General features: G+C 62.0%; 12 protein-coding genes. All 12 read right to left on the reverse strand.

Translation table 11 applies throughout. The features are described 5' to 3' along the window. Positions 1 to 55: 55 nt before the first annotated feature. Entirely contained in the window at positions 56 to 1012 is a 957-nt protein-coding gene (locus ACXX9E_RS20790) for a peptidylprolyl isomerase (RefSeq protein ID WP_458556085.1), read from the reverse strand. Further along, positions 1009 to 1479, reverse strand: coding sequence for a YbjN domain-containing protein (locus ACXX9E_RS20795; RefSeq protein WP_186747976.1), 471 nt, complete (start codon positions 1477 to 1479; stop codon positions 1009 to 1011). Before ACXX9E_RS20795 ends, ACXX9E_RS20790 begins: the two co-directional genes overlap by 4 nt. A 17-nt stretch (positions 1480 to 1496) precedes the next feature. Further along, positions 1497 to 2126 (reverse strand): DNA repair protein, encoded by a 630-nt coding sequence (locus tag ACXX9E_RS20800; protein ID WP_123469113.1) that lies wholly within the window; start codon positions 2124 to 2126, stop codon positions 1497 to 1499. Between the two features lie 18 nt (positions 2127 to 2144). Beyond that, positions 2145 to 3845: a putative porin gene (locus tag ACXX9E_RS20805; protein WP_458556086.1), complete on the reverse strand. Its 1701-nt coding sequence runs from the start codon at positions 3843 to 3845 to the stop codon at positions 2145 to 2147. Between the two features lie 54 nt (positions 3846 to 3899). Next, the gene (locus tag ACXX9E_RS20810) at positions 3900 to 4604 is read right to left on the reverse strand and encodes an energy transducer TonB family protein (protein ID WP_123469117.1); all 705 of its coding nucleotides are present in this window, start codon (positions 4602 to 4604) and stop codon (positions 3900 to 3902) included. Between the two features lie 3 nt (positions 4605 to 4607). Then, on the reverse strand, positions 4608 to 5033 hold the full coding sequence (locus tag ACXX9E_RS20815) for an ExbD/TolR family protein (RefSeq protein ID WP_007915482.1): 426 nt from the start codon (positions 5031 to 5033) through the stop codon (positions 4608 to 4610). Positions 5034 to 5044: 11 nt separating this feature from the next. Beyond that, entirely contained in the window at positions 5045 to 6841 is a 1797-nt protein-coding gene (locus ACXX9E_RS20820; RefSeq protein WP_458556087.1) for a DUF2341 domain-containing protein, read from the reverse strand. Between the two features lie 12 nt (positions 6842 to 6853). After that, entirely contained in the window at positions 6854 to 8452 is a 1599-nt protein-coding gene (locus ACXX9E_RS20825; protein ID WP_458556088.1) for a ShlB/FhaC/HecB family hemolysin secretion/activation protein, read from the reverse strand. 56 nt (positions 8453 to 8508) lie between these two features. Continuing rightward, complete coding sequence (locus tag ACXX9E_RS20830) at positions 8509 to 9120, reverse strand: transposase (protein ID WP_411353433.1); 612 nt, start codon at positions 9118 to 9120, stop codon at positions 8509 to 8511. A 263-nt stretch (positions 9121 to 9383) separates the two neighbouring features. Then, entirely contained in the window at positions 9384 to 10592 is a 1209-nt protein-coding gene (locus ACXX9E_RS20835) for a DSD1 family PLP-dependent enzyme (RefSeq protein WP_458556605.1), read from the reverse strand. A 74-nt stretch (positions 10593 to 10666) separates the two neighbouring features. Continuing rightward, entirely contained in the window at positions 10667 to 11995 is a 1329-nt protein-coding gene (locus ACXX9E_RS20840) for a D-arabinono-1,4-lactone oxidase (RefSeq protein WP_458556606.1), read from the reverse strand. A gap of 76 nt (positions 11996 to 12071) precedes the next feature. Further along, positions 12072 to 12428, reverse strand: a complete 357-nt coding sequence (locus ACXX9E_RS20845) for a c-type cytochrome (protein ID WP_458556089.1) — start codon at positions 12426 to 12428, stop codon at positions 12072 to 12074. Positions 12429 to 12677: the final 249 nt, after the last annotated feature.

Genomic DNA, 12677 nt, shown 5'->3' on the forward strand with positions numbered 1-12677 from the left:
CACACCGCTATCGCGAGCAGGCTCACTCCTACAGGGGTTGTGGTGTACGGGTTTTCTAGGGCTTGGTTTCGAGAACCTTGTTCAGTTCGGCCCCGTCGATGCTCAGCGTTGCCGTGTTGAGCATCCCGTCCAGATACGCCTGGGCGATCTGCTCCTGACGCTGGGCACGCAAGGCCTGAGTCAGTTGATCGCGCAGTTCGTCCAGTGTCGCGGTACGCGCCGGTTGTTGTTCAGTGAGTTTGATCACATGGAACCCGGCCGCACTTTGCACCGGGTCGGACACCGCGCCGACTTTCAGCCGGGCGACGGCACCGCGAACTTCCGGCACCAGTTGCTGCAACGGTTGCAGCCCCGTGTCGCCGCCACGTTCAGCGCTGGCGCGATCCTGCGAGTACTGAGTCGCCAGCGCGGCAAATTCCCCCGGTGACGCCTGAGCCTTTTTACTCAGTTCGGCAGCCTGTTTGCGCGCACTCTCCAGGTTCTGCGGGTCATTCACCCCGAGGAAAATCTGACTGACCCGATACAGCGGCGGGGTCTGCCAATTGGCTTTGCCGGCGTCATAGGCTTGCTGCAACTCGGCCGCACTCGGGTAGTCCGCCGGCACTTCGCTGACTGAACGCAAGTAGTCACGAAAGACAATCTGCTCGGTCGCCGCACGGGTCTGTCGTGCCACCTCCGGACGCTGCGCCCACCCCTGGGCATCGGCCTGTTCGAGGACGGCTTTTTCCGCCAGACGCGCACGAATCCAGCGCTCCAGCGCCTCACGGTTGCCGCGCAATTGCTCGCGGGTGGCGGGCGGCACCGTTGCCAGCAAGGCCTGCAACTCCGCAGGCGTGACCTGTTGGTTGCCCAATCGCGCCACTGCCGGCCCCGCCGCCACCGCCGCCACCGCCACCACCGGCGCCGATTGCTGGGCAGCGACCGGGGCACTTCCCGGCCGCAGCACCAGCGCCACGGCCACCACCAACAGCGCCACTGCCCCGACGCCGATCACCATGGCAGGCTTTTTCACAGCGCGACTTCCTCTTGCTCGGCGACGGCGACTTTGGCGGTCGAGGCTTGCGCGGCCTGGCTGAAATCACGCAGGTAGACAATGAATTCCTGCAGCAGGCGATCCCACAATTCCAGATTGCCACGCAGGTGATCGTTGCTCACGCCGGCCGCCACCACCACGTCCATTTCCATCACCAGAAACTCGCCCTGCAACGACAACCGCGCAAACCGGCGGGTGGCGTTCCATTGTTCGGCCACGCCTTGCGGCAACTCACCCTGCACGCGCAGCGCGCAGCTGAAGGTGAAATCGACGTAGCTGCCCTGCTCTACCGCCGGGTTGCCGAAGCGCACGGCATAGCCGATGCCCTGGCTGGCACTGAGCAACTGCACGATGCCGTTCTGTTCGGTCTGGTTGACGCGATAACCCGCTGCTTGCAGGACGTCGGTCAGCGATTGCGGGGAAACGTGGGTGATCAATTGAGTCATATTTTCTTCCTTGTTTATCAGTGCGTGAGCGCAGCTTGCGGCGCGTCGAATTGAGTCTTGTAGAGCTCGTCGCCAAACCCCTGGGCCAGTTCATCGAACTTGACCCGGGCGCTGCCCGCGAAGGGCTGGCGAATTTTCATCACCTCGGCCACGTCGATGTTTTCGTAGGCGGTGAGGATCTGCTTGGCGACGCCGTACATCTGCTGATTCTTGACTGAACATTGCTGCACTTGTGTGTCACGTTCAGCCAATTGCGCCTGAAGCTTAGACCGTTCTGCCTCTTTGGCGCGGGCCATGAGCAGCAACTCGTCGTAGGCCTTTTTGAACTTGCCGGTCTGCTCGGCACTGGCCGCCACTTGTGCCTGGGCCTGGCTGTGAAGGCTCTGCTGTTGCCCGGCCAGTTGCTCGGCGAGCCCCTTGGCTTTGGCCAGTTCGGCGGTCAATTGCTTGATCTGCGCCTGTGCGGCTCTGGCCTCGTTTTGCGCCGCCAGTTGCGCGGCGCTGGCCTGGGCCTGCTGACTTTGCAGGGCCTGCAACTGCTGGGTGGTGCTGCGCAACTGGGTGCGCAGGCGCTCTTCCATGCCTTCGGCATGGGCGCCTTGTGCAATGAAAAAACTCAGCCCCAACAGTAAAACTCGTGCGTGCATGATCGTTCTCCGGGCGCCTTAGAAGCGCGTGTTGATCTCAAGCTGCAAGACGTCGATGTCGAACGGCGCGCCATACACCGCCTCGGTGCTCATCCAGCGACCGGTCGCATAAACGTTCTTCGCCAGACCGTAGTTGCCGCCCAGGAAATAGCCCTTGGCGTTGGTGCCGCCGAGGTGAAACGACGAGTCGTTGAAGCCGTCCGGCAAGGCGTCGGGCTGGATGTACTTGTAGCCGGCGAACATGTTCCAGTCGCCCTGCTTTTTCAGGTCCAGCGCGCTGCCGAGGGTGAACTGCACCATCCACGCATTGGCGCCACTTTCGACGTTGCCGTCGCTGTCGAGGTTGTTGACGATCTGCCCGGCCGAGCGCTTGCGCATGTCGCCTTCGTCATACGCGAGGTTGTGGATGTAGTTGCCCTGACTGCGCAGCTTGAAGTCTTGCGGCAGGTCGGCATCCCAGACCAGGTTCAGATCGAGCAGGTTGAATTCGGAGGCCAGCCCCACGAATTGCGGTTGCGGCGTGGTCGTCGGGTTGAGCGGGTTCGGCGTGATGTCACGCAGCAGGAACACGCTGTTGCCCTTCTGCATGAACGCCGCGCGGCTGCCGTCGCTGTCGCAGCCCGGTGCACCGGCCCACGGCTCGCAAGGGCTGGAGCGCTGGCCTTGAATGTCGTCGAAACGGTAGTAGGCCAAGGCACCCTTGATACGGTTGTTGCTGTTGATCGCCCACTTGGCGCCGATCTGCGCACCGTACAGCCACTTGTTGTCGCTCTCTTCCTTGTCGAAGCCGTTGCTGCTGGCGGTGTCGTTGGTGTAGTCCACCGGGAACGCACCAACGGTGCCGAACACGCCCCAGTCGCGGTTGAGCTTGTGGTCGAAAATCGCGGCCACGCCGTCGAAATTGAGGTCGTTGGAATACAGCATGTCGGTGGACATGAACGGGTTGGCGAAGCGCCCGCCGGTCAGCGTCAGCTCATCGGTGGGTTTCCAGTTCAGGTAGCCCTGATCGAGCCAGATGTCCTTTTTGGCAAAACCGCCGCCGAGGCTTTGCGTGGTCGATACCGGGTTGTTGTCCGAACCGGTGCCGATGCGAATGCCGGCGGTCCATTCCGGCGAGATCACCGCTTTCATGCCCAGCCGCGCACGAATACGGAACTGGTTGGTGCGGTCTTCACGAGTGTTGAGCAGCGGCGGCAGGTTGGTGCTGCTGTTCGGGTTAACGTCGTACGGGCCATTGTTGTTGAGCTTGGCGAAGTCGACGATCTCGTTGCTGTTGCTGTCCGAGTAGTAGCGCGATTCGTCGCGCAGGCGAATGTCGCCGTCGAAACTGATGCGCGAGGCCCAGTCCGGGAAGGTATTCGGCGCGGCCCAGTTTTCCTGTTTGGCGGTGGCCATGACTTCGGCCTTGACCTGATCGCGGATCTGGTCGCGCACCGCCGCCGGTACATATTGCACACGCACATCACCCGGCGCGGCAACCGGCCCGGCCGCCACGGCGGTGGACGCCGCCTGTTTCGCCTGGTTCGCTTCGTTCTGCGCCTGGGCGATCAGCGCATCGGCCTTGTCCTGTTTCAGAATGCCCTGCTCGACCAGCAAGCGGATCAGATTGATCGTGGCGTTCTCCGAAGGCGCGGGCGCAGGCGCTGCCGCGGCCTGACCGACCAGGGTCGCGATGACCATGCCGACCGCCAGAGACAATCGATTCACATTGGAAATCATCTGCACACAACTCCTTTTGGCAAAGCTTGAATGCTTGGCGATAAATAAATGGGGTTAACCTGGACGCCGCCCTTGCAGGGACAGGCGCACAGGCAAAGTCATGGAGGCCGGCGGCCGTTCGCTTAAGTGCGGCGCGTTGCGCAGCGCCGCCAGTACCTGGGTGTCGATCTCGGGGTTGCCGCTGGACTTGATCAGCTCCACGCGAGTGATCTCGCCGACGCCGCTCAGCCACACATCGGCCTGCAGCGAAAACGCGAGGTTGCGCAGATCCGGGTTCTCACGCAGCAGGCGTTGAAAGGTGAAAGCGAGGAACTGGCTGTACGTCCCCGTGCCCAAACGCCCGCCACCCGCGCCGGCCATGCCGCCGCCCTTGCCCGCGCCGATGTTGAACGCGTCATTGCCGGACTGCGCATCGCCGTCCATTTGCATCGGATTGGCCAGGTCGTCCGCCGGCGATGGCGGCGCTTCTTCCTCGGGCTTGACCTCTTGCGGCTCGGGCGTCGGTTCGGGCTCGACGATTTTCTCTTCCACCGGGGTTTCCGGCTCCGGTGGTTTTTCCGGCGGCGGGGGTGGCGGTGGCGGTAACGGAATGATCATCGGCACCTTCGGCGCTTCGCGGCGGATGCCGCTCATGTCGTTGGCCCACTGCCAGAGGAACCACGCCGCGACAGCGCCGATCAGCAGCCCGGCGCCCCACTTCACGTAGCGCCGCACGGGACTTTTCACCGGCAACGGCTCGATCGGGAGTTGTGCGGTCATGACTCAGCCCTGACTCGGTTTGCCGGTGACGAGACCGACCTGGGACAGTTCAAGCCGGCGCAACAGATCCAGCACTTCAATGACTTTCTGGTACTGCACCGTCGCGTCGCCGCGCACGATCACCGGGAAATCCGGGCTCTGCGCCTTCTCGATGCGCAGACGTTCTTCGAGTTCGGCCAGGGTCACCGGGTAAGCGTCGAGAAACACCTGCCCGCCGTCATTGACCGAAATCGCCTTGGTCTTGGCTTCGGACAGCGACACGGAGGCGCTGGCCTTGGGCAGGTTGATCTGGATCCCCGAGACCTGCGCAGTGGCGGTGAGGATGAACATCACCAGCACCACCATCAGCACATCGACCAGCGGGGTGATGTTGATGCTGTCCACTGCGGCATCTTCATCATCGTCGTGGGAGGCATTTACGGACGCCATGTCAGTGCTCCTCAGGCCGGTACGGAATGGTTGGCGTGATGGCCGCGATGCGACGACTCACTGAACTGGCTCTCGCCGTGCATCTCCGCCAGGCGGGTGATGAACTCGTCGACGAACACGCGCATGTCGGCACTGACTTCCTTGTTGCGGGTGATCAGGCGGTTGTAGCCAAACAGCGCCGGAATGGCGACGAACAAGCCCATGGCGGTTGCGAGCAAAGCGGCGGCCATACCCGGTGCAATGGCATTGATGTTGACGTCGCCGGCCATTGCGGTGCCGAGGAACACCACCATGATCCCCAGCACGGTGCCGAGCAGACCAATGTACGGGCCGCCGGCAATGGCGTTGGACAGGGTCGAGAGTTTCGAGCTGAGGACCTGGTTCTCGCGGGTGCGCACACCGTCCATCGAGCAGCGAATCGCTTCGATGGTTGCAGCGGAAACCGACGAGGTATCGGCGCCCTGCTCGCGGCGAGTGCGGATCTCCTTGACCGCTACCGAGTACAGGCGCCACAGCGGCGAGTGCTGCAGACGCTGGGCGAGTTGCGCGTCGTCGGCGAACATTTCCAGGCGCGTGCCGACCTTGGCGAACTGCTCGCGGAAGTCTTCGTTGGCCTTGCTGACGCGGCTGAGGGTGTGGTTCTTGCGCAGCATGATGATCCACGACTGGAACATCATCAGCACCAGCACCGCGATGATCACCCAGGCGTCCACCGGCACGGCGTTGAGCAGGAAACCGAGGCTGCCGAAACCGAAACCGGACTGTTCTTCATCGACACCATAAGCCACCAGTTTCGACTCGGCGCCTTGCGAGGTGGCATCAGCCAGCAGCAGCGGCGCCGGACGGGCGACTTTTGACAGGCGCAGTTCGTCTATGGCGCCTGCGAATGGCTGGAACGGACCTTCGTGCAGATCGGCGCCGATGGCCATTACCGAGTTGAATGCCGGCATTGCCTGAGCGAGGGTCGCGCCTTCACGACCATTGATGTACAGGGTGACTTTCGAACCTTCAGCGGTCAGCGCGACATGCTGCCATTGGCCCGGATTCAGCGGTTGAGTGGCGAGCGCACGTTGGCCGTCGATCTCCACGAACGGCACGCCTTGATTAACGCCGACCAGCAGGCTGTTGGCGCCCTCACGGCGGGCCAGAATCAGTTGCTCGCCGCCGGCCTGATCCAGGCGCAGCCAGGCACTGAAGGTGAACGCACTGCCGGCGTTATGTTGCAGCGATGGACTGGCCGGCAGCAGCAACGGTTGGCCGCTGAACTGCAAGGCGCGCCCGACTACACCGTCGATTGCCGCGCCGGTCGCGCTCTGCGCGGTGTTGCCGTAGGCCGTGGTGTCTTTGGCCGGGGTGCCGGTGGCGCCGTCGAAGTGATACAGCGCGGTGTAGTTCGGGTCGAAGGTCAGTTGCCCGTTGCCGGTGGCCGGAGCTTTCTGGTTGCCGTAGTACATCCAGATGTCCTGACGCTGCCCGCCCTCGACATTCGGCACATCGACCCAGATCAGCGCCATGCCCATCAGCGCATCGAAACTTTCGATCTGGTGGTTGAGCACGGTCTTGTCATCGGCAGCGACGAAACGCAGATCCGAGCCGTCTTCCTTGACGCCATCGAAGGTGAAGTTGCCGGTGTGCAGGCGCACCAACAGCGCGGTACGGCCCAGCGGCTGATTGATCGCGGCGCCTTGCGGTGTGGTGTCGACGGCGATCTGTTTGCGGTAGTGCCAGTCGTCCTGCCACCAGGCCTGAGCCGTGGCCGGGAGCACGAAGCCCAGGCAGATCAACAACGAAAGAATGAGACGCTGCATGAACGTGCTCCTTTAGAAAGTGGCTTGAAGGTTGAAGTGCAGGCGCGATTCCTGTTTCGAGGTATTCGGCCCTTCGAGTAGCGGGTAGCCCCAGTCGAGGCTGCCGGACAGCCATTTGCTCAGGCTGGCGCGGGTGCCGAGGCCGACACTGGCCAGGGCGTAACTGGCGTCCTGGTCCGGCAGTTCGTCGCGCAGGTACAACTGCGCGCCTTCGGCAAAGGCGTAGAAGCGCCAGTCCTGCATCCAGCTGCCGGCGTATTTGGCCAGTGACGGCGTGCGCACTTCCTGACTGAGCAGCAAGCCGTCATCTGCGGTGCGTTCGGCGGCCAGGTAGCCACGCACCGAGGTCGCGCCGCCGGCGGAGAATTGTTCGTTGGACACCAAGGGCCCCGAGGCCAGCTGGAATGCGGCTTTGCTCGCGCTCTGCCAGTCGCTGTCGAAGGTCCAGGTGTAATTGGTATCGCCCTTGAGCACGGCGAAACTCGGTTTGGCGCGATAGCGTTTGTAGTCGAAATCTTCGTCGGAACTGCCGTAGCCGAAGATGCTGCGGGCGGCGGCGACCAGGCTCAGGCCGAGGCCGAGCTGACTCTTTTCGGTGTAACGGAAGCCGTTGTAGGCGAAGGTGAACGGCGCGTACTGCAGCGGCACCTTGTCGCTTTCTCCGGACAGCGTCAGGCGTTCGTCAAAGTCCTTGAAGTCGATGCCGGCCGACAGCGAATTCGACCAGTTGCCACTCGACGGCAGTGTGTAGATCGCCGACACGCCATAGCTGTGGCCCTTGCCGAGCACGTTGCTACCGCCGATGGTGGCGACGTTGCTGTCGGACTGGTATCCGGAGAACTGCACGCTCCAGCGCTCGGTCAACGGCGCGGTGTAGGAACCCGACCAGACCTTGGCGTTATCGGTGTCCTGCGGCGCGGTGAAGTACGTCAGGTTGATACTGTGGCCGAGCTGCCAGAGGTTGTTGTAGCCGAGGCTGGTCACGGCGCGCAGCTTTTCGGTGTCGGCGCTGTAGTCGTTGTTGAGGCCGACGCTCGCGCTCCACGGGTTCTGATCTTCGACCTGCAAATCGACGTCCATGGTGCCGGGGCGTTGACCCTCGCGCACCAACGGCATCACTTGCCGGCCCGGGGTTCTGTTGAGTTGCGCCAGCTCGCCCTGGACCTTGGCGAAGTCCGGCACCTCGCCTTCTTTCAGCGCCGGGACGTTGTCGCGGATGTCCAGCGGCGAATAGTGTTTGGCGCCGACCACACGCACCCGGCCGACCTTGGTTTCGCTGACTTGCAGATAAACGATGCCGTCGGCCACGGCTTGCTCCGGCAACTCGACGAACACCGACTGATAGCCGCGCTGCTGATAAACCTTCTGCAACGCATCCCGTGCGCCTTCGATGTCGCTCAGGGCTTTTTGTGGGCCGAGAAACGGATACACCGCTTCCTCGATCGCCCGCGCATCGAGCACGGTGTTGCCACGCACGAAGTATTCGTTGACGTCGACCAGACGCTGCGCCGCCGCGCTTTCGCCAGCCTCTTCGGCCAATACCGGCTGCGCACCCGCCGTCACCAGCAGCCAGCCCCACAGCGCCAGCCGTGACTTGAAAATCGGTTCCACACTACCCCCTGAATTCGCGATGACCTGTTGGCGTTTTGAACGCCGCGTGTATGGCGTCAATTGCTGGCTGTCGAAGCGCAGGCGTGCTTGCCCAGCCACGTGTGCAACAGCGCGAAGTTCAAGGAGAACTCGGGCATTTGCAGCAAGGCACCGCAGAACACTTCGCCGATGATTTTTTGAATGAGCAGCACCGCGCGCGGCTCGTTGAGCAGCGTGGCGATGTCGCGACTGAGGGCGTTGAAGCTCCAGACTTTCTGGTTCAGGCCCAGGCCGACGAACCAGCGGAACAGCAGGTTGTAATTGAGCTGTTCGTAAAGTTGCTGTTCGCTGGGCACCGAATACAGCAGTTGCAGGAGCAGAATGTGCATGACCGTTTGCGCGGGAATGAGCATGCCGGGCTCGGCATTGAGGTCGTGCAGAAGGCCCTGGTGGGCGTCGAGCAAATCGTCGATCTGCGGGCGCAGCAACACCAGCGAATGGCCCGGCGGAATGTAACTGGAGACCTCTTTCAAGGCGCCCTGCCAGTCATCCTGCGAGACGATCCAGACCCACGGTGCGCCGTAGCGATACACCGACACCGGCTTCTTGCGCGCGGCTTCAACGATCTTCGACAGGCGTTGATCGAGTTCCTGCATGCCCACTTTCGAGTAGCGTTCCATAGTCCCCATTGCCTCACTCCCGGCGTCCCGCCTCGGCTTGTGAAAAGCGCCCTGTCGGGCTCCTCAAGCGCGTTACATAGGCATGACCGGACTGGCTATGTGCTACCGAACTTTTGTCATAAAAGCTTCATTACAGCGTGTGGGTGTACACACATCCAATGTAGGAGTGAGCCTGCTCGCGATAGCGGCGTGTCAGCACAATAAATATCAGCTGACAGGACGCTATCGCGAGCAGGCTCGCTCCTACAGGGGGGATTTTTGCGGATTTTGGATCAGGTGTAGACAGGCCAGGTGTCGACGATTTTGCCGTTGCGCACCGCCAGCAAATCACCGAATTGCAGAAGGACCGCTTCGGTCTGGGTTGGCCGCAGGAAAACCTGGTCTTCGACTGTCAGGCCAACGGCACTGGAGCCGTTAACCATCTCCTGATTCGAACTTCGGCCGTAGACACTGTTGCTTTGCAATCCGGGCGGCGATTCGAACTCGGCCATCCAGTTGCCGCCGTAAATGAAAAAGGTCTGGCGCTGGTTCTGATCCCACCACGAGAACAGTCTCGACTTGTCATCCAGCGCCGGAATATTCACCGCGCCCGTGCTCTTCAAAACCGGCGTGGCGATGTAGGCTGCCGGCACGTGCTCGACCAACGACGGCAAGTCGTAGTGCGTCGGTTTGAGCATCGCCGTGCCCACCGAGACTTCGCTGCTGAGCGTTTCGTTTTCATGGATGCGATAACTCGGGCTGCCGGCGGTATTCAGGCACAAACCGTCGTGCCACAACGCCGGAAATTGCTGGCGAGTGAAATCCACACAACGCTGATAAATCACCATGACCTTGGCAAACAGCTCTTCGGGCGAACCCAGAATCCCCGGCACGCCCATGCCCACGAACGGGTCATAGCCCATGAACCCGGCGAATTCCAGATGCTGCGGGTTGGCGTTGATCAGCGCGAGCATCTGCCCCAGCACATTCACATCACTGACGCCGCCGCGGTGCAGTCCCACGTCCAGCTCGATGTTGATCCGCATCCGCGTGCCCAGACCCTGGGCCAACGCGAGGTATTGCTGTAAGCGCTCGGGGCTGTCGAGTAACCATTGCAATTGCTTGCCCGGATCGAACGGGCCCTTGTGGGTTTGATAAAACAGCGCAGCGGAACGTACCGGCAGCGGCTTGCCGAGCAAGATGTCCGACTGCGGGAACGTCACCGCATCGTGGTTGAGAAACGGCTGATGAAACGACATCAGCTTTTGCGTCCCCGCACGCTGCGCGATGTAGCTCAACAGCCCCGGCGACGGCAGCGACTTTTCCACCAGGCGCAGCTGCTTGCCGCCGCGCTGCACCGACTGCATCACCACATCAATGTTGTGATCGAGGCGGTCCAGATCAATCAGCAGCACCGGGCGCATCGGCCCTTTCTCTTTGAGCTCACGGTTCAGCGCACGGAAATATTCACTGTAAGGCGAGCCGCGATCACCCGGCCTCAGCCATGCGCCGACGCCGAGCAACAAAGCGCCGACACCCAATGATCCGAGCAGGAAATTGCGTCGATCGACCGCCATCAGTTCACCCCCAGAATCGACGAAAGATGCGCGTTGAGAAACTTGCCGCTAGGGTCCAGTGCCTGGCGCACCTCGACAAACTCGCGCCAGCGCGGGTACAGCGGTTGCAAGGTGCGCGCATTGAGCGTGTGCAACTTGCCCCAGTGCGGACGGCCGTTGTACTTCCAGAAGATCGGCTCGATGGCGGCGAACAAGTTGTGGTGATCCATCTGATAGTGCTGGTGCACCGAGATCGAACAACTGTCGCGCCCCTCGAACATGCTCAGCGGTATGTCGTCTGCCTTGACGTAGCGGTACTCGATGGGAAACCAGGTGCGCAGGTCCTTGTCCTGAATCAGCTTGAGGATTTCGCGCAGGCACGCCGGGCCCTGCTCCGCCGGTACGGAATATTCCATTTCGTTGAAGCGCACCGTGCGCACGTTCGCATAGATGTCAAACGAGTCGCCCACGCGATCTTCGAAACTGGCCAGATGGCGCAGGCTGTTGAGCAGCGTGCGGCGCAGATCGGGGAAATCGCTGCCATATTTGTCGATCTTCTCAATCAGGGTGACAAACTCGTTGCCGCCCTCCTCTTCGGGTGGAATCGGCGGCGTGGCCGGGTCGCTGGTTTCGTTGAGGGCGATGGACAAGGCGTAGTCGGAATGGGTGACCACGAGCATTTCCCAATGCTGGTTTTCCCGGGTGTTCTTGTCGAGGTCCTCCAGCAGCTCTTCGGTCCTGGCGATCCATTGGTGCTCGCGCAGGCGATAGGCCGGGCGGTTTTGCAGGCGGATTTTCGTTGCCACACCGAGGGCGCCAAGAGACACGCGAGCCGCATTGAACACATCGCGGTGGCGCTGGCTGTCGCAGTCCAGCACTTCGCCGCTGGCGGTGACCAATTGCATCGCGCAGACGTGCGCCGAGTAAGACTGAAAGGTTTTGCCGGTGCCGTGGGTCGAAGTGGCGATGGCGCCGGCGAGGGTCTGGTAATCAATATCGGCCATGTTCTGCAGAGCCTGGCCGATGTCTTTCAGCGGTTGCCCCATGCGTGACATCGGCGTGCCGGCGGCGAATTCGGCCTGCAGGGTGTTCGGGTCGTGATCGAGCAGACCGTTGAAGTAACTCAGCGACAACAGCGTGCCGTCGGTGGGCACCAGCGCGCTGAACGAATGCGCCGAGCCTACGGGGCGGATCTTGCCCTGCGCCTGACGGATCACTTGAGTCAACTCATCGAGATTCTTCGGCGCCAGCCGTGCCGCCGGCAGGCAACTCTGCCCGCCCGACCAGTTGCGCCAGGGAATCAGTCGTGGCGCGCGCATCAATTGGCCCAAGGCCGGGTTCGTCGCCAGCGCACTGAAGGCGCCAACGATACTTGCCCGCTGCAACAACTGACGCCGTGTCAGATCCATCGTCATGCGCACGCCCTTATTGTGGGAGAGGTTGATCGGCCATGAAGCCGATCAGTTGCAGGAATTGTTCTTCCGAGCACTCGACGCACTGGCCCATCGGCGGCATGCCGTTATAGCCGTTGATGGCATGGTCGAGCAGCGTGTCGGCGCCCTGCCGGATGCGCGGCTCCCAGGCCTTGCGATCGCCGGTGAGCGGTGCGTTGGCGGCCGGATTGGCGTGGCAGAGCTGGCAGCTGTTGGTGTAGATCTGTGCCAGTGCCGGGTCTTTGGGCATGGCGTTGTTGGGGGTGCTGGCCAGGGGTTTGGGCTCTTCGCCGCAGCCAAACAGCGTCATGGCTAACGCCAGCAGTAAAGTGAGACGGATTGCCCGCATAACGTTCCTCGAAGGTGGCAGCGCTTATTGTTGTAAGCACACCTTAAGGCAGGCAGGTCAGCAGGTTGAGGGCATTGCGGGACAGAGAGGGGGCATCCGGGGCCAGTCCGGAATGAAGTCGGAATCGGCGATAGACACAAAACCCTGTGGGAGCTGGCTTGCCAGCGATAGCGAATTGTCAGCCACTAAAGCCCGTGAAAGTACCGGCCACCTCGCTGGAAAGCCAGCGGCCCCAAGTTGAGCGGTGTC

Source organism: Pseudomonas sp. GNP014, from assembly GCF_054344005.1.